Raw genomic sequence first — 16,452 nt, 5'->3', positions numbered from 1 at the left:
CACCGCACCCCCCCTGGTGCCTGCCGCCGGGGCCGGCCTCTCGACGCCATGACCGGAACAGGAGCGGAGCAGCCGATGCTTCTCTACGCCCAGACCCCAGCGCGGCGGAACCGCCAGATCCTCGCGGACCTGATCGCCGTGGTCGCGATCGCCGGCGCGGTGTGGTTCGCGCTGGCCGTCCACGACACGATCATGCTGCTGGCCGAGCCGGGACGAAAGGTCGAGAGCGCGGGCGAAGGCTTCGCCAGCGCCCTCGACGAGGCCGGCGAAACGGCCTCGGACGTGCCGCTGGTCGGCGGCCTCCTGAAGAAGCCGTTCCGGTCCGCCGCCGACGCCGGCAGCGGGCTCGCCGACGCCGGACAGTCGCTGCAGGACGCCATCAGCCAGTTGGCCACCCTGGCCGCAGTCGTCCTGATCGTCGTCCCCGTGGCCTTCGTCCTCCTGCTGTGGCTTCCCCTGCGCCTGCGCTGGATCCGTCGCAGCGCCACCGTCCGCAGCATTCGCGACGCACCCGGAGGTGCCGACCTCCTCGCGCTGCGCGCCCTCACGGGACCGCTGGGCGAGCTCCGCGCGGTCCCCGCCCCGCCGGGCGGGCTCGCGGACGCGTGGCGCCGCGGCGACCGGCAAGTCGTCGCCGCCCTGTCGGAGCTCGCACTCAGGCAGGCGGGCCTGCGGCCCTGACAGGCGCGACGACGGCTCACATCACGGGCGTCGGGCCGGCCCGGCCCGAGCCTGGAACTGCTGGTCTCGTCCAGCGGCGGCGGAGCCGAGCCGGTCCGGGCAGTTGTCGCGGGTGCACCTGGTGGGGGTGACGGGCTGTATGTAATGTCACATCGCATGATGCGCTTACGTCGTGCGGCATCGGCCGCCGCCCTCCTCGTCACCGTCCTCCCCGTCACCCTCGCCTCGCCCGCGCACGCGGCCGACGCCACCCCCGCATGCCGCCCCCCGGCTTCCGTACCGCTCGACGCCGAACAGGCACGCCTCACGGACACCCGCACCACCGCCCTGGTCGAGCGAGCCGGGTTCGGGGACTTCGTACGACGCTTCCCCGCCGCCCTGTGCACGACACGCACCCCCGCCGAGGCCGACCGGCTCCTCGACTCCTGGGGCCAGGCCCTCTGGCAGGCCTCCGTACGGCGCGCGCAGGGACAGCGGCCCGGCGGCGACCTGGCCCTTGGCGACGACCGCCCCCTGTACTGGGCGCGGCTCTCCATGACCGCCGCACTCGCCCGCTGGCAGCCGGAGTTCACCGTCGACCGGGCAGCGCTCCGCGCCCGCTTCGAAGACGCCTCCCGCGGTCTCACCGACAACGCCTTCCGGACCACGCCCGGCGTACGACGCGTCTTCATCAGCGGCTTCGACCCCTTCGGGCTCGACGCGGAGATCCGCCGCGCCAACCCCTCCGGATCGGCCGCCCTCCAGCTCAACGGACGGCACGTGACCCTCGCCGACGGCAGCCGGGCCGAGATCCGCGCCGTCGTCCTGCCCGTGCGGTACGCCGACTTCGACGCCGGGATCACGGAACGGGCGTTCGCCCCCCGCCTGGCCGGCGGGCCCGCCCCGGCCGACATCATCACCACCGTCAGCCAGGGCTACCCCGGCATCTTCACCCTGGAGGACTGGGCGGGGCGGGCGCGGTCCGCCGACCCGTACCCCGACAACGCGCGCGCCCTCTCCGGCGGCACCCGCGAGCACCCGGTGACCGCCCCCGGCCTCGGCCCGGGCCCGGAGTTCATCCGCACCACGCTGCCCGCCGACGCCGTGACCGCCGCCGTCCAGACCCCGTACCCGGTCCTCCTCAACACCGACGTGACCGAGATACCGGCAGGCGGTACCATCCCCGTCGACCGGACCGACGGTCCGACGCCCGGCTCGCGCGCCGTGGCCGGCGGCGGTGGCGGCTACCTGTCCAACGAGGTCGCCTACCGCTCCAACCGGCTGCGCGCCGAGCTCGCCCCGCACCTGCCCGGCGGCCACCTCCACACCCCCGTCCTCACCGGCCTGCCCGCCGACCCCCGACTGCTGACCGGCCCCGAGTTCGAACGCAACGAGAGCGCGATCACCGCCGAGGTCCGCACGATCCTCGAACACGCCGCCGTACGCCGCTAGGGGGTGTCCGCACAGTCCCGCCCGTCCTCCGGGCGGACGGCGCCGCTTTGCGGACACCCCCTAGGTCATCGACGTCCACCCGGGCGGCCCGTGCGTCACCACCGTGTGCCGGAGCTCGCGCTGGAGACGGCGCCGCGGCCCGCGCGGACGCCGAGCGCCGGTGGGCCGCGGCGTTTCCCGGCGATCGTCAGGGGGCGTTCACCCCCAGCTGCTGGCGGCTGGAGTTCGTGGCACCGGGGCTGGCGATGTTGTTGTTGGTGGTGATGTTGTTGAACAGCGTGACGACGCCGCTGAGGTTGACCGGGAGGATGGAGCCACCGTCTTCTCCGCCGCCGCATTCGCCGCCGGTGATGGTGGTGCGGTCGCTCGCCGAATCGCTGCCGCCGATGAGGAGCCCGTCGACCGTGGCGGTGTTGGTGACCGTGCAGGGAGCATCGGCCGCGACACTGACCCTCGCCTGAACCGTGTAGGCGGCACCTGCCGGCAGGGCCGAGGACTCGCAGCCGAGGGACTGAGGTGAGAAGACAACGCACTCGACGGACACGCCGGGTGGGGCCTCCGTGGTGATCCCGTTCTCGAAGAAGGTCAGCCCCGCGGGAAGATCGTCGGTCATGTTCATCTTGCCCGTTGCCTCATTGCCGACATTGGTGACCGTGATCGTGTAGACACCTTGCCCGCCGCGGGCGAAATTCCCCGCATGCGTCTTGGTGACCTCTGGCTGCCCCACGGCGTATGCGGGCGTGGCTCCCGGCACCAGAGTCAGCGCCATGCCCGTCCCGAGCACCGCGCAGGCCGTGGACATGCGCCGCCTGAACGACTTCCTTGCCATGTGTTTCTCCTGTCGTGGAGGACCCCGTCGCGACGGGCTCCGCACCATCGGGCGCGAACGCGCTGCGCGCGAGACACCTGCACGACTGCAACGCCCTGGTGGCGATCGGATCACGGGAGCGCGGGGGCGTTTCACCCGATCACCGACGGCGAGCCGGAACGCTCGCCCGAACGGCGTCTCGCCGATGCCGGGCCGCTCCCGCCTTGAGCCCGTTTCGAAGCTCCGCAACGGGGCTTCCGGCGTTCGGGGCCGGCACGGCGGCACGGACCCCCGGCCTCTAGGATCCGGGGATGGACATCGAACTGTCGGACGCGCTGGACGAACTGATCGAGCTGCAGGAAGCGACCGACGAAGCACACGCCGAGTTGAAGCGCCTGCAGGCGGAACTCGGCGACTCGGGGCGATGGACCGACGAGCAGCACGTGACGTGGCGGGACGCCTGGGAAGACGCGCGCGAGCCCTGGTGGCTGCTGGACACCGCCCTGGACAACTACGCGGAGACCCTCGGTATGGACCGCGAAGAGCTGGAGGCCACCGTGCGGAAGGCGGCGGGCCGCGTCCCGCCATCGGAGGAGGACTGACGGCCCGCCGCGGTCGAGTCGGCCTGACGTGCGTCCTCCCCGCAAGCAGTCTGGGCGGGAACTCGGCTACACGGCGGTCGGAGTCGGCTCCTGGCCGGGGCGCCGAGCGGCTGACGTGCTCAGGTACGGCCGGTCCCGCTTCGCGACCGCGGCGATCGGGCCGGCGGCGCGGAGCACGGTGTCGAGGACGCGTTCCGGCTCGGCGGCGTAACAGTTGGCGAACCATGCCATGTTCGCCTCGACCACCGCCCAGCCGCCGCCGGCGAGCCGGCCGATGTCCAGGCACACCGCGCTGGGCAGGCCGGCGGCCGTGGCGTCGAGGACCGTACGGCCGAAGGCGCGGCTCTCGGCGTCCAACGGCGCCGGGTCGAGGCGCCCGCAGACGGCGTAGCGGCTCCCGGTGACGACTTCGCCGTCGATGACGAACAGCCGGTACTCCGCGATGAACTCCACGACGCCGCTCACCAGGACCGGCGTGGAACCGTCAAGTGCGCCGGGCAGGCCGGTCCCGTCGTCGTGAACGGCGGCGGGCAGCAGGTCGATCTTGGCCGATGGCGGTTTCACGAAGGCCCGTTCCCGCAGCCCACGGGCCTCGCCGAGGGTGGTGAGCCGTACGCGGCGCCGCAGGAGGGGGCCCGGTACGCGCGTCAGCCAGTCATCGGCCGGTTCGAGGAGCCCAAGGCCCAGCGGGCCGGCAAGCCGTGCGGCCGCACGGGGGCCGCCGTACCAGTGCACCCTGCGCCCTTCGGCCCTCGCCGCCCGGTCGGTCACCTCGTGGCCGCGCCAGGCCGCTGCACGGGCGAGGAGTTCGCCAGTGGAGGTTCGGGGTGCGGACAGGAGAAGGACAGGCGGGGTACGGACTTCCATGCCGGCGAGCCTAACGAAGCCAGCCGGCATTCGGACGTCCGGTAGGACGGGATCGGGAGTCGGGGCGGCGTGGGGCCGGCTACGCGGCAGCCTCCCAGGCGAAGCCGTCCGGGTCGGTGAACGTGCCGGCGGTGCTGCCGAGGGTGATGCGGTGCGAGCCGGTGCCGTCGACGGGGACGCCGAGGTCCTTGGCCAGGGCGCGGCGCTTGTACAGGGCGAGCTTGACGGGGCCGGCGGTGCCGGGGGCGAACTCGGTGTACTTGCCACCGAAGCTCTTGGCCACGGTCAGGCCCCGGTCGACGTAGAACTGCCTGGTGGCCTTCACGGCCTCGACGCCGAGCAGCAGGACGATGTCGTCGATCTCGCGGGTGTCGGGGCCGCTGTCCTTCTTCGCCCCGGTCGCGATCTTCCAGATCGTCCCGTCCGGGGCCTGGACGACGCCGCTGTAGCCCCACAGCGACTTCGCGGTGGGCTTGAGGACCGTGGCGCCGGCGTCCACGGCGGCGGCGAAGAAGCCGTCGACGGTGGCCGGGTTGGACACCGTGAGCCCCAGGGTGAAGCCGCGGAATCCGGTCGAGTGCGCCTCGGACGCCCGCAGACGGATGTAGGTGTCCACGCCGAAGGCGGTGTAGAAGCGGTGTGCGGCCTCGGGGTCGGCCACCTCGAGGGTGACGGAGGCGAGGGACGTGTGGGCTGCGGTGGAAGCGGTGGTTGCCATGACCATCACGCTAGGGGCCGGAGGGCGGCCGGGGCTTCTCGATTCCTGACCGGTCGCGCGAGCGGTGGCGGACCGGCGACGGTGGTCACCGAGGTCACCGACAGCGCGTGGGGCGACCGGGGAGGGAGGGTGCGAGACCCGTTCGGCAACATCTGGTGGGTGACGAGCCGGAACGAGGACATCGCACCGGACCAGGCCTGGCAGCGGTTGTCCCAGCCGAAGTACGCGCAGTCGATGCGCATCGCCCAGGAAACCCTGGACGCCGAACTCGGCGGACGGGAATCCGGAGTGGCCAGCGCCCCGCAACAGCCGGCCCCCCGACCCCCCGGACGGGCCCGCGGTAGGGGAGCCGGCGGGCGGGGTGGGAGACGCCGAACGTCCCGGCGCTCCGGCAGCGCCTCTGAGGACCCTTCGGCGTCGTCCTCCTCCCGCCCTTACAGGAGGAGGACGACCCGCCCTTCTGGCAGGGGCGGACGGGGAACCCGAGACCGAAACGAGTCCGCTACTTTGCCGCAGCGTTCGCTTATCGTGACCCTGACCAGGCATGATCACGCTTTGTGCTCACGAACGTCATCACCGCCGTCGGTCTGGCCGTCCTCCTCTGGGCGATCGTCCACACCACCCGCCTCGCCATTCGCAACCGAAAGGCGCGGCACTTCGACGCCTCCGCCTACGGCCTCGTCCCCCGCGAGCAGCTCGACAGCCGGCGCTCCGGCCCGCCTCGGGAAGACCCCGCGCTGCGCCTCGCCGTCGACGCCGCCTCCCTCAACGGCGACTGGGAACCCGCTGCCGCACTCCTCGCGGACACCGCGGAGCGCCAGGACTGGACGGAGCGCTGGCGGCTCGTCGAGGTGTTCGCGGACCTGGCCGCGGAGGACGAGCGCTGGCTGCGGATCTGGCGCGCCAGGCGGCCGCAGGACGCGGACGCCGTCGTCGTACACGCGCATGCCCTGCTGCTCCGCGCTTGGGCCGCGCGCGGTGAGAAGTACATCGAGCAGACCTCCGACGAGCAGGTGGCGATGTTCGGCGAACTGCTGCCGACCGCCGTGTACGCCGCCCAGGAGGCGGCCCGGCTGGCACCGGCCGATCCGTCACCGTGGGTCACCATGGTCGCCGCCGCGCGTGGTCTCGGGCTCCCCCACGACGAGTTCCGCCGCCTGTGGAGCGAGGTCACGGCCCGGGCGCCGCAGCACTACGACGCCCACTGGCACGCCCTCCAGTACTGGTGCGCGAAATGGCACGGCTCCCACCAGCTGATGTTCAAGTTCGCCAAGCAGGCGGCGGGGGCCGCTCCGGCCGGAAGCCTGATCTCGGGCATCTACCTGCACGCCGTGTACGAAGCCACCCTCCGGGACGGCGAGGCGGCCTACCGCACATGGGCCACCCGGCCCGTGCTCGCCCGTGTTCAGGCCGACCTGGCGCAGGCCGATCCGGCCGACCGCCGGCTTCCCGCGATACGGCACCTGTACGCCGCCGTACTCGTGAAGACGGGGCGCTACGCGGAGGCCCTGGCGCAGTTCCGGCTCATCGGCGGCTGGTGCGGAGCCGCGCCCTGGACCGACACCCGGGATGCCGCAGCGGCGTTCGACCACGCCCGCGGCCTGGCGGCCCTCCACTCCGGCCGCCCCTGAGGCGTCACTTCCCGATTCGCCCCTGTCCGAACGGGGCGCGATCACAGCCGCCGCCGGAGAAGGCCGTAACCTGAGTCGTCCAGGCATGGAACCCGGCGGCGAGAGGGACCAGCATGCGGACCGGCATCGTGATGGCCGCACGCCCGGGTGTGGAGCGCCTGGCCGCCCGTGCGGAGGAACTCGGCTTCAGCAGTTTCTGGGTGTACGACACGCCGATGGTCCATGGTGATCCGTTCGTCAGCCTCGCGCTCTGCGCCAAGTCCACCAGCCGGATCAAACTCGGTATCGGGGTCACCTCACCGGCACTGCGTTCCGCGCCCGCCGCGGCGGCGGCGGTCAGCAGTCTCAACGCCCTCGCCCCCGGCCGCATCGTCTGCGGGGTCGGCACCGGCAACACCGCACGCCGCACGCTGGGCATGCGGCCTGCGAAGGTGGTGGAGCTGGAGTCGTTCACGGCCGCCCTGCGGGACCTCACCGCCGGCCGCGAGACGACCTACCGCGAGGGGACCCTGACCGGCAGGGTGCGCTTCCTGCACGGCGGCGGCTACGTCAACACCGAGGACCCGGTGGAGTTCGTCGTGGCCGCGTTCGGCCCGAAGGTCGCCGCCATCGCCGGCCGCCTCGGTACAGGGATGATCTCCTTCGCGCTGCACGCCCCCGCGGCCTGGTCCGCGCTCGGCCGGGCCCGCCGGGCGGCGGCGCAGGCCGCGGGCAACAGCGGGGAGACGCATTCGTACCTCATCTCCTCCCTGTACGTCCTCGCCGACGGCGAGGACCGGTACGGCGATGCCGTCAAGGACGCGATGGGGCACATCGCGGTGAGCGCCCTGATCCTCGCGGTGGAGAACCCGGCCTTCCGGGCTGCCCTGCCCCCGGACGAGGCCGCGGCGGTCGACCGCCTGCTCCGCCTGCGCGGTACCACCGCCACGGACCCCGACCGCCACCGCACGCTCTACCGCAACTACCTCGGGCGGCTGTCGGCCGAGGACCGCGATCTCGTCGTGCCGTCGCTGGTGGACAAGTTCGGTCTGGTCGGTACCGGGGACGAGATCGGACAGCAGATCGACGCTCCGGAGAAGGCGGGGGTCGACGAGCTCGTGCTCCAGCCCGTGGTGGACCCCGAGGCGGAAATGGCCGAGCTCGCCCGGCTCCTGCCCTGATGCACCTGGCCGAGCTGATCACCGAGCACGTCATGCACCGGAGCCATTCCTGTGCCGACGAGTTCGCGTACGGGCTCGACCTCATCCTCGGCAGCCTCGAACCACGCCTCGCAGGCCGGTGAGGCGAACCGGCTCAAACACTCCCGCGGCGGGACCGGCCTCAGGCGCAGACCCTGGCCGCGGTGGCCGCCGGGGTGCGGCGTGCGATCCGCATCCGGGCCCCGACGTACTCCACCGTCTCGCCCGGCAGGATCAGCAGCCCGGCCTCCCCGTCCGGCCCGGACCCGATCCGCCGGACCTGGACCGCCGGGCCCAGTCCGCCGGCCATGAACACCATGGGGTCGATCTCCCAGCCGTGCCCGGCCAGCCAGCGCTCCAGCGCCTCGCCGTCCGCCGCCTCCGCCCAGCGCGGCCATGCGTACTTGGTCGTGCTCTCCATGCCTACCCCCTGTAGCTGATGGGACCACCGGCCCAGATGGTGCCACCCGCCTCCGACAACGGCCTCATGGATTCCGCGCCCGGCGACGCGTACGGACACGCCTCTCCTTGAGGCCTCAAGGCAGACATCCCGTTTCGTCCTGGGGATCGAAGTACCGCCCGGCTACCGCGCCTTCGAAACCGCATATGCCGGGTGTGGGCGACACCACTCGAAGGTGGCGAGCCGCACCGCCACCGGGTCCGTGGAGGAATCGGCTCCGCGTGCGGCGGCGCAGGTTCACGCCAACTCCTCTGTTCCACGGTCGAGTTGATCTGCGCTGGCCTATCTTCTAGGGGCCCACAGCGGTTCCCGGTTTTCCACGGTTCGCCCAGGAGGTCCGATTGCAGCCCAGACGAATCCGCGCCCTCGCCCGAGCGTTACGCCGCTCCCCCCTGCTCATCGCCTTCGCCCTCGGCTCACTGCTCGTCGGGCTCACCCCATGGCTGGGAGTGGCGAGCACGGGGCCGGGCGGACAGGGTCCGGCACCCCGGCCGGCGCCGGGTGCCCTTGACCAGCAGACGGCAAAGCAGTCGCCGCACCACGGCGTGGCCCCGGCGAACGCCATGGAGCCGACGGCTCCCGTCCTCGACCGGACCGGATGGACCGCCACGGCGAGCGACGAGGAGACCGTCGGCGAGAACGGCCGCGCGGCCAACGTCCTCGACGGCGACACGGCCACCATCTGGCACAGCAAGTGGACGGGCACCCCCGCCCGGCTGCCGCACACCATCACCGTCGACATGCACCGCACGGCGGTGGTCTCGGCGCTCGTCTACCAGCCCCGCACCAACGGGGCCAACGGGCGCGTCGGCGAGTACAGCATCAGCGTGAGCGCCGACGGCCAGAACTGGGGCGGTGCGGTCGCCACGGGCACCCTCTCGGACGATGCCGGCGCCAAGACCCTCGGATTCGCCCCGCAGGGCGCCAGGTTCGTCCGTCTCTCCGCGGTCACCGAGGCCGGCAACCGCGGCCCGTGGACCTCCGCCGCGGAGCTCAACCTGCTCGGCGACCCCGGGACCCCGGCCGCCACCGTCGACCTGCCCCGGACCGGATGGACGGCCACGGCCAGCGACGAGGAGAGCACCGGGGAGAGCGGCCGCGCGGCCAACGTCCTCGACGGAGACGCCGCCACCATCTGGCACAGCAAGTGGTCCGGGACCCCGGCCCCGCTGCCGCACAGCATCACCGTCGACATGCACCGCACGACGGCCGTATCCGCCCTGGTCTACCAGCCCCGCAACGACGGCCCCAACGGTCGCGCGGGCGCGTACACCATCACCACCAGCACCGACGGCACCACCTTCGGCGCACCGGTCTCCGCAGGAACCTGGCGCGACGACGACACCGTCAAGACCGCCACCTTCACCCGCGCCGAGAGCGCCCGCTACATACGCCTCACCGTGACGGGCGAGGCCGGCAACCGCGGGCCCTGGACCTCCGCCGCGGAGATACGCCTGAGCGGACCGGCCGACCCGGCCGCCCACGGCTCCTGGGACCGGATCACCGGCTTCCCCCTGGTCCCGGTGGCCACCGCCGTCCTGCCGGGCGACAAGCTCCTGGCCTGGTCGGCGTACGGGGTCGACCGGTTCGGCGGCAGCAACGGCTACACCCAGACCGCGATCCTGGACCTGAAGACGGGCAGGGTCACCCAGCGCCGCATCGACAACACCGGTCACGACATGTTCTGCCCGGGCATAGCGATGCTCGCCGACGGCCGGGTCCTGGTCACCGGCGGCAGCAACGCGGAGAAGGCCAGCGTCTACGACCCGGCCACCGACAGCTGGTCCGCGACCGCCGCCATGAACATCGCCCGCGGCTACCAGGCCATGACCCTGCTCTCCACCGGCGAGGCCTTCGTCCTCGGCGGGTCCTGGAGCGGAGCCGCGGGCGACAAGGCCGGCGAGGTCTGGTCCCCGGACACCCGCACCTGGCGCAGGCTCCCCGGTGTCCCCGCCGCCCCGGCGCTGACGGCCGACCCGGCAGGCGCCTACCGCGCCGACAACCACATGTGGCTGCACGCGACCTCGGGCGGCAAGGTGCTCCAGCTGGGTCCGAGCAAGCAGATGAACTGGATCACGACCGGCGGGAACGGGAACATCACCTCCGCCGGCACCCGGGCCGACAGCCAGGACGCCATGACCGGCAACGCCGTCGCGTACGACATCGGCAAGCTGCTCACCCTGGGCGGCTCGCCCGCGTACGAGAAGACGCCCGCCACCCGGCGCGCGTACACCGTGAACATCGACGGCGATCAGGTCCGGGCCGCGCGGACGGGCGACATGGGCCACGCCCGCGCCTTCGGCAACAGCGTCGTCCTGCCCGACGGCAAGGTCGCCGTGTTCGGCGGGCAGGCGTACCCGTTGCCGTTCAGCGACGCCACGTCCGTGCTGGCGCCCGAGCTGTGGGACCCGGCGACCGGAAGCTTCACCCCGCTCGCCACCATGGCCATCCCGCGCAACTACCACAGCGTGGCGAACCTGCTGCCCGACGGGCGGATCTTCTCGGGCGGCGGCGGCCTGTGCGGCGACTGCGCCACCAACCACGCCGACGGGGCCGTGTTCACACCGCCGTACCTGCTCAATCCGGACGGCTCGCCCAAGCCGCGTCCCGTCATCACCGGCGGCGTGCCGCCCCGGGCCGCGGCCGGCACCTCGCTCACCGTCGCCGCCGAGGGGCCGGTGGCCTCCTTCGTCCTGATGCGGGCCGCGGCCGCGACCCACTCCACGGACAACGACCAGCGGCGGGTCCCGCTGGCCTCCACGGCCGCGGGGACCGGCACGTACACGGTGTCCATCCCGGCCGACAAGGGCGTGGTGCTGCCGGGCACCTACATGCTCTTCGCCCTGGACGCCCAAGGGGTGCCGAGCACCGCCCGGTTCATCACCGTCTCCTGACGGGAGGGCGGCAAGTCCACGAAGGCGTCGGCCCCCGAGACCGGACCGGGTCTCGGGGGCCGACGTCACGCCGAGCGGTCCGACGCGGAGGTTCAGCTCCGGGTGCTGTACGTGCCGGAGCTGGAGTCCACGCCGTAGGGACATTCGGCCTTGGCGTACTCCCACCGCCACGCGCTGGACGAGACACTGCCGTTGGCGCACCGGACGGTGGCCTTCACGTACTTGCCCGATCCCGCGCACTTGGCGTGGTAGCGGCCCGCGCCGCCGGGGCCCGCGTTGTCGTGCCAGGTCTGGCAGGCCGCCGCCTTGCTCTCCGTGCTCTCCGTGCTCGTCGTACTCGCGACGGCAGGTGCCGCCACCAGGACCGACGACAGCAACGCAGCAGCGGCCATGCCCGAAAGAATCCGCTTCCTCACACTTCCCCCTACAGGACAGGAACGAGTGGTCTGTGGTGGAACAGGGTCGAAGCGATCCTTCAGCCTCCTGCCGACGTTGTCACGAAATGTTCTGGCCACATCCCCCGCCCGACGTGCTCGGCTCGCGGCCGTGACCGGTTCCTCGCCGTCAGGTACGCGGCGCGGACGGCCCGCTGAGGACTCCGCATCCGCGGCGTCCGGGGGCCTCCGCGCACGTCCGGTGCGTGCCGGGAGAGGGGCGGGCTCCGCCGCACGGGCGACTGGTGCGGGACGGGCGAGCCGATCGGCCGGACGGCCGATGGCCGGTGTCAGCTGCCCCCGCCGCCTCGCGGGGCGGAGAACGCCTCGGCCAGGATCCTGGCCGTCCGGGAGACCAGCGCGTTGTCCGACTCCGCGTCCTGGTCGGGCTTGGTCGTCAGAACCGCCAGGACCAGCGGCGCCCCGTGCGGCCGCCACGCGATGCCGACGTCGTTGTTCGTACCGTAGGAGCCGCCGCCCGTCTTGTCGCCCAGTCGCCACTCGGCGGGCAGGCCCTCGCGGAAGCGTGCGCCGCTCGTCGTGTTGGCGCACAGCCAGTCGGTCAGCAGCCCGCGGTCCGCGCGGCCGAGCGCGTCGCCCAGGACCAGCCGGGCGTACGTGCGGCCGATCGCCCGCGGGGTGGTGACGTCGGTGACACGGTCCGGTTCGGCGCTGTTCAGCTCGGGCTCCCACCGGTCCAGGCGGGTCACCGGGTCGCCGAGGGAGCGGGCGAAGCGGGTGACGGCGGCCGGGCCGCCGAGTTCGCGCAGCAGCAGGTTGGCCGCCGTGTTGTCGCTGTAGGTGATGCTCACCTCGCACAGTTCGCCGATCGTCAGGCCGTTCGCGAGGTGCTCCGGCCGCTTGGTCCACTCGGAGTAGCCGGACCGGGTGATGTCGGCCTGGGTGTAGTGGATCCGGCGGGCGAGGACCGAGCCGTCGTGGTCGAGATCGCGCAGTACGGCCGCGGCGGCGAGGGTCTTGAACACCGAGCACATGGGGAAGAGCTCGTCCGCCCGGTGGGTGACGGCCCGTCCGGTGCCGGTCTCCAAGGCGTACACCCCGAGTCGTGCGCCGTGCTCGCGTTCGAGCCCGGCCAGGGCCCGGGCGACCCGGGGACCGGCCCATGCCGCCGCCCGCCCTGCCTGCCCGGACGAGGCCGATGCGGTGGGGGCGAAGCCCGTGGTGAGCACGGTGCCGGCGCCGAGGGCCGCCAGTACGGTACGGCGGGCAGGAGGCATGGGCATGTGGACCTCATCCTTCTTCGGAGAACCTTGACGATCATGACGCGGGCAAGGGATACGACGGTTCCACCCCGATTTGCACCCCTCCCCCGTCGGACCGTCGGACCATCGGGGGTTCCCCGTCGTCCTGTGCGGTGGTCAGGAGCGCGGCGGGGTCTTGCGGGCGTGCAGGACGTGCGCGTCCAGGGGCAGGCTGTTGTGGCCGTGGAGGTGGAGGCCGGCGTCCGCGAGGAGGCGGGCGTAGTGGCCGGCGTCGCGTTCGCGGCCTCCGACGTTGCAGAGCATGTGCAGGTTCCAGGCGGTGGCCAGCGAGGGAGATCCGTCGGCGGGCAGGAGGCGTTCGACGATCAGCAGGTCGGCGTGGGCGGGCATCGCGCGGGCGCAGTGGCGCAGGATCTCCCGGCAGCGGTCGTCGTCCCAGTCGTGCAGGACGCGGGAGAGGAGGTACACGTCCCCTCCGGGCGGTACGTCGGCGAAGTCGCCCACGCGGTAGGCGCAGCGCGCGCCGCAGCCCGCGGCGTCGAGGAGCCGGCGGGCCGCCTCGACGGCGTGCGGGCGTTCGAGGAGGACGCCGCGCAGGCTCGGGTGGGCGGTGAGGATCTGTCCGAGCAGCTCTCCGTTGCCGCCCGCGACGTCGACGACGGTGGCGGACGCGGGCGCCTGGGCCGCGGCGGTGACGGCCGGGTGGGCGGGCAGCGGCTGGAACATGCGCGCGCTCGCGGCCATGGACCGGTCGAACAGGTCGGCGAGGTCGGGGTCTCGCGCGAAGTGGTCGAAGTGGTTCTCGCCGAAGAGGTGGTCGAAGGCCGGCTGCCCGGTCCTCACCGCGTGGTCGAGGCCGCCGAAGGAGCGGTAGAACGGGCCGCCGTACATCATTGCCAGGGGGCGCATCGACGCGGGCTCGTCCGTGCGGAGCAGGGCTCCGACCCCGGTGAGGCGGAATCCTTCCGGCCTGCCCGGAACGGTGTCCTGGGTGACGGCGCCCAGCATCGCGAGGTACCGCAGGAGCGTGCCGAGGCTGCGGGGGTGGGTGCCGGTGAGGCGGGCGAGGTCCTCGGTACGGGACGGGGTGCGGGTGTCCATCGCGTCCGGCAGGCGCAGCCGGGCGAAGGAGGCCAGGGCCTGTGTGGTCCACGCACCGGTGAGGAGGTGGAGGAGCGTTTCGGCCGGCTGCCGTTCGCCGTGGTCGTCGAAGTGGGCGGCGAGGGCGTCGCGGTGGTCGCCGTGGGCGTAGAGCTCCATCCGCCGGTAGCCGCCGGCCGCGTCGGCGGGGGTGGTGAAGTACAGGACCGTACCGTCCTCGTGCGGGTTGTAGCCGCCGCCGTCGGGACGTGCTCCGTGACGGGCGAGGGTGGCGCACAGGCCGCGCAGGACCAGCGGGTCGGGGCTCTCGATGTCGAAGGCGAGGTGGGTCTCGTGCCGGCGGGTCCGTTCGTAGGAGGCGATGTGCTCCAGGGCGGAGTGCGGGGGCACGATCATGGCGAACACCTCGACGGCGCGGGGTTCCCCGGAGCTTGCGTGCACCCGGGGGCGCAGGATCCGGACGTCGAGCTCGGCCGGGTCACGCCGATGGCGCCGGGCGAGGCGTTCCCTGACGACCACGCTGGGGTGGGAGGGGGTGTCCGCGGCCAGCCCGCACGCCTGCAGCTGGGCCCGCAGGCTCTGCGCGTCCGGTGGGAAGAGCAGCAGCCCGGCGTGGGCGAAGCGGCAGCGCTCGGCCAGCGACCGCAGGTCCGGACCGTCGAGGCCCGGCAGGAGGAGGGGCAGCAGGCTGGTGCTGTCGTGCTCCCGGACGAACGCGGCGGCCGCGCGCAGGCGCGCCGTGTCGTCCTGGAGCATCGTTTCGTCGGGCAGCATCGTTTCGTCGGCGAGCGTCGTCATCGTCGTCGTCATCGTGGGCATGTCCTCGGTGCCGGTACTGATCGGGGCGGGGCAGGGTCGTGCGGGGCAGGGCCGTGCAGGCCTGGGCCCGGCAGAGCGGGGGGAGGGCCGGGCCGGGGCGCGGCGGGGATCACACGCCGACGTAGTTCTCGGCGAACCAGTCCTGGTGGATGCGCGAGGTGCGCAGCGAGGCGATCCGGGACCGCCGTAGTGCGGCCTGGAAGAACGATCCGGCATCCGGGGCGCCGTCGGGTGCCGCGTGCAGCAGCCGGGTCATCCAGCCGGTGAACTCCTGGGCCCTCCAGATGTGCGCCAGGCACCGGGCCGAGTACGCGTCCAGTCCCCTGGTGTCACCCCGGGTGAGGGCGTCGATGAGGGCCTCGGCGAGGATTTCGGCCTCCAGGACCGCCAGGTTGGCGCCTTTCGCGGCCGCCGGGGCCGGGACGCTGGCCGCGTCGCCGGCCAGGAACAGCGAGCCGTGGCGCAGCGGTTCGACGACGTCGCAGCTCAGGTCGAAGAGCGCGCGCTCCAGTAGGGCGCCGCGGTTGAGCGGGCCGTACTCCGCGGCGCGCATGCGGGTGTCGAGCTCGTCCCAGATCCGTTGCTCGGTCCAGGCGCCGACGGCGGCGCCGCGGTGCCACTGGAGGTAGTAGCGGGTCACCTCCGCGGTGCGGGCCATGTGTCCGGCGAAGCCGCGGTCGTGGATCGCGTAGCCGACGGCGTCGAGGCTCGGCGGGGCCTGGGCGAGCAGGCCGAGCCAGGTGACGCCGTGGTCGTGGCGGTGGACGGCGTCCGGTGGCAGGGCGCGGCGGGCCGCGCCGTGGCGCCCGTCGCACCCGGCGACGTAGCGCGCCGTCCAGCGGGCGGCAGGGCCGTCGGGCTCGCGCGTCGTGAGCGAGGGCCGGGTGCCGTGGGTGTCGTGGACGGCGAGCGCCTCGGTCTCGAAGTGGATGCGTCCGCCGCGGTCGAGGTAGTGCCCCAGGAGGTCCGTGACGAGGTTCTGCTGCGGGTAGACGTGGTGTCGTACGCCCTGGCCGAGGGCCCCGTAGTCGAGGCGGAACCGCCCGTCCTGGGTGCGGAATTCGCACGTGCCGTGCGGGCGGCCGTGCTGGTGCAGGCCGTCGGCGAGGCCGTGACGGTCCAGGATCCGCACGGTGTTCGGGGCGAGGAACCCGGCGCGGGCGCGGGTCCGGACGCGGGAAGAGGTGGTGCGTTCCAGGATGACGCAATCGATCCCGGCGGCGAGCAGGAGGTTTCCGAGGACGAGCCCGGCCGGACCGGCACCGAGGACGACCACGTCGGCAGAGGCGCGTAACGCGCGGTGTGTGTGACTGTCCGTCATAGCGGGTGAAGCATAAGCACTCCAAGTTCAGTGAACCTACGCGATCCACCCCTTAGCGGGAATAGAGTGACAATCGCCCTTTGGGTGTTCGCCCTGTGCTGATGGGCCGGAAGCGCGCGCCGCGAGCCCTGTCGGTGGTGCGCGCCGGGCGTGCGGGAGCGGGAACACGCGCTCGCGTACGCCCCGCCCGCCCGACAGAGGAAGGCTACGAGCCGGCCGTGACGGCGCGGCCGTGGGCGCGCCGTCGCCGCGACTTCGGACATTACGCAGATCGGTGATCGCCC

At 73.0% G+C, this 16,452-nt stretch carries 15 protein-coding genes; 7 read left to right on the top strand and 8 right to left on the bottom strand.

Annotated features, from left to right (window positions below; translation table 11 throughout):
* The first annotated feature begins 75 nt into the window (after positions 1-75).
* Positions 76-681, top strand: a complete 606-nt coding sequence (locus tag ACZ597_RS30790; protein ID WP_471337052.1) for a hypothetical protein — start codon at positions 76-78, stop codon at positions 679-681.
* A gap of 156 nt (positions 682-837) precedes the next feature.
* A complete protein-coding gene (locus ACZ597_RS30785) occupies positions 838-2,112 on the top strand; it encodes a pyroglutamyl peptidase (RefSeq protein WP_471337049.1) in 1,275 nt (424 codons plus the stop codon).
* A gap of 187 nt (positions 2,113-2,299) precedes the next feature.
* Here the strand turns inward: ACZ597_RS30785 and ACZ597_RS30780 are convergent, their stop codons facing one another.
* Positions 2,300-2,941 (bottom strand): hypothetical protein, encoded by a 642-nt coding sequence (locus tag ACZ597_RS30780; protein WP_471337046.1) that lies wholly within the window; start codon positions 2,939-2,941, stop codon positions 2,300-2,302.
* 290 nt (positions 2,942-3,231) lie between these two features.
* On the opposite strand from ACZ597_RS30780, the gene ACZ597_RS30775 reads away from it, so the two are divergent.
* Complete coding sequence (locus ACZ597_RS30775) at positions 3,232-3,522, top strand: hypothetical protein (protein WP_471337043.1); 291 nt, start codon at positions 3,232-3,234, stop codon at positions 3,520-3,522.
* Between the two features lie 66 nt (positions 3,523-3,588).
* Here ACZ597_RS30775 and ACZ597_RS30770 read toward each other — a convergent pair whose 3' ends face one another.
* Both ACZ597_RS30770 and ACZ597_RS30765 read right to left on the bottom strand, forming a co-directional pair.
* Positions 3,589-4,389, bottom strand: coding sequence for an ATP-grasp domain-containing protein (locus tag ACZ597_RS30770; RefSeq protein WP_471337040.1), 801 nt, complete (start codon positions 4,387-4,389; stop codon positions 3,589-3,591).
* 79 nt (positions 4,390-4,468) lie between these two features.
* Complete coding sequence (locus ACZ597_RS30765; protein ID WP_471337037.1) at positions 4,469-5,113, bottom strand: glyoxalase; 645 nt, start codon at positions 5,111-5,113, stop codon at positions 4,469-4,471.
* A 551-nt stretch (positions 5,114-5,664) separates the two neighbouring features.
* On the opposite strand from ACZ597_RS30765, the gene ACZ597_RS30760 reads away from it, so the two are divergent.
* From ACZ597_RS30760 to ACZ597_RS30750, 3 genes are all read left to right on the top strand, one after another.
* On the top strand, positions 5,665-6,738 hold the full coding sequence (locus ACZ597_RS30760; RefSeq protein WP_471337034.1) for a DUF4034 domain-containing protein: 1,074 nt from the start codon (positions 5,665-5,667) through the stop codon (positions 6,736-6,738).
* Positions 6,739-6,851: 113 nt separating this feature from the next.
* Positions 6,852-7,898, top strand: a complete 1,047-nt coding sequence (locus ACZ597_RS30755; protein WP_471337031.1) for an LLM class flavin-dependent oxidoreductase — start codon at positions 6,852-6,854, stop codon at positions 7,896-7,898.
* Positions 7,898-8,020 carry a hypothetical protein gene (locus ACZ597_RS30750; RefSeq protein ID WP_471337029.1) on the top strand — a complete coding sequence of 41 codons (123 nt, stop codon included), beginning with the start codon at positions 7,898-7,900 and terminating at the stop codon, positions 8,018-8,020. Before ACZ597_RS30755 ends, ACZ597_RS30750 begins: the two co-directional genes overlap by 1 nt.
* Before the next feature lie 38 nt (positions 8,021-8,058).
* On the opposite strand, the gene ACZ597_RS30745 is transcribed toward ACZ597_RS30750, so the two are convergent.
* Positions 8,059-8,337 carry a hypothetical protein gene (locus ACZ597_RS30745; RefSeq protein WP_471337026.1) on the bottom strand — a complete coding sequence of 93 codons (279 nt, stop codon included), beginning with the start codon at positions 8,335-8,337 and terminating at the stop codon, positions 8,059-8,061.
* 380 nt (positions 8,338-8,717) lie between these two features.
* Here ACZ597_RS30745 and ACZ597_RS30740 point away from each other — a divergent pair, with 380 nt between their 5' ends.
* Positions 8,718-11,270: a discoidin domain-containing protein gene (locus tag ACZ597_RS30740; protein WP_471337023.1), complete on the top strand. Its 2,553-nt coding sequence runs from the start codon at positions 8,718-8,720 to the stop codon at positions 11,268-11,270.
* A gap of 92 nt (positions 11,271-11,362) precedes the next feature.
* On the opposite strand, the gene ACZ597_RS30735 is transcribed toward ACZ597_RS30740, so the two are convergent.
* The 4 genes from ACZ597_RS30735 to ACZ597_RS30720 form a co-directional block, all read right to left on the bottom strand.
* Positions 11,363-11,662 (bottom strand): hypothetical protein, encoded by a 300-nt coding sequence (locus tag ACZ597_RS30735; protein WP_471337020.1) that lies wholly within the window; start codon positions 11,660-11,662, stop codon positions 11,363-11,365.
* A 332-nt stretch (positions 11,663-11,994) separates the two neighbouring features.
* Entirely contained in the window at positions 11,995-12,948 is a 954-nt protein-coding gene (gene bla / locus ACZ597_RS30730; RefSeq protein ID WP_471337017.1) for a class A beta-lactamase, read from the bottom strand.
* 135 nt (positions 12,949-13,083) lie between these two features.
* Positions 13,084-14,838, bottom strand: a complete 1,755-nt coding sequence (locus tag ACZ597_RS30725; protein ID WP_471337015.1) for a methyltransferase — start codon at positions 14,836-14,838, stop codon at positions 13,084-13,086.
* A 118-nt stretch (positions 14,839-14,956) separates the two neighbouring features.
* Complete coding sequence (locus ACZ597_RS30720) at positions 14,957-16,168, bottom strand: 4-hydroxybenzoate 3-monooxygenase (RefSeq protein WP_471337012.1); 1,212 nt, start codon at positions 16,166-16,168, stop codon at positions 14,957-14,959.
* Positions 16,169-16,452 lie beyond the last annotated feature (284 nt).

The sequence above is a fragment of the Streptomyces sp. NPDC040718 genome (genome assembly GCF_055593565.1).
This window is presented reverse-complemented; position numbering and strand designations above follow the sequence as displayed.

Excerpts from the sequence above, each read along its gene's own strand:
- ACZ597_RS30790 (WP_471337052.1), top strand. The coding sequence starts at position 76 with ATGCTTCTCTACGCCCAGACCCCAGCGCGGCGGAACCGCCAGATCCTC.
- ACZ597_RS30785 (WP_471337049.1), top strand. The coding sequence starts at position 838 with ATGATGCGCTTACGTCGTGCGGCATCGGCCGCCGCCCTCCTCGTCACC.
- ACZ597_RS30780 (WP_471337046.1), bottom strand. The coding sequence starts at position 2,941 with ATGGCAAGGAAGTCGTTCAGGCGGCGCATGTCCACGGCCTGCGCGGTG.
- ACZ597_RS30775 (WP_471337043.1), top strand. The coding sequence starts at position 3,232 with ATGGACATCGAACTGTCGGACGCGCTGGACGAACTGATCGAGCTGCAG.
- ACZ597_RS30770 (WP_471337040.1), bottom strand. The coding sequence starts at position 4,389 with ATGGAAGTCCGTACCCCGCCTGTCCTTCTCCTGTCCGCACCCCGAACC.
- ACZ597_RS30765 (WP_471337037.1), bottom strand. The coding sequence starts at position 5,113 with ATGGTCATGGCAACCACCGCTTCCACCGCAGCCCACACGTCCCTCGCC.
- ACZ597_RS30755 (WP_471337031.1), top strand. The coding sequence starts at position 6,852 with ATGCGGACCGGCATCGTGATGGCCGCACGCCCGGGTGTGGAGCGCCTG.
- ACZ597_RS30750 (WP_471337029.1), top strand. The coding sequence starts at position 7,898 with ATGCACCTGGCCGAGCTGATCACCGAGCACGTCATGCACCGGAGCCAT.
- ACZ597_RS30745 (WP_471337026.1), bottom strand. The coding sequence starts at position 8,337 with ATGGAGAGCACGACCAAGTACGCATGGCCGCGCTGGGCGGAGGCGGCG.
- ACZ597_RS30735 (WP_471337020.1), bottom strand. The coding sequence starts at position 11,662 with ATGGCCGCTGCTGCGTTGCTGTCGTCGGTCCTGGTGGCGGCACCTGCC.
- bla (WP_471337017.1), bottom strand. The coding sequence starts at position 12,948 with ATGCCCATGCCTCCTGCCCGCCGTACCGTACTGGCGGCCCTCGGCGCC.
- ACZ597_RS30725 (WP_471337015.1), bottom strand. The coding sequence starts at position 14,838 with ATGACGACGACGATGACGACGCTCGCCGACGAAACGATGCTGCCCGAC.
- ACZ597_RS30720 (WP_471337012.1), bottom strand. The coding sequence starts at position 16,168 with ATGACGGACAGTCACACACACCGCGCGTTACGCGCCTCTGCCGACGTG.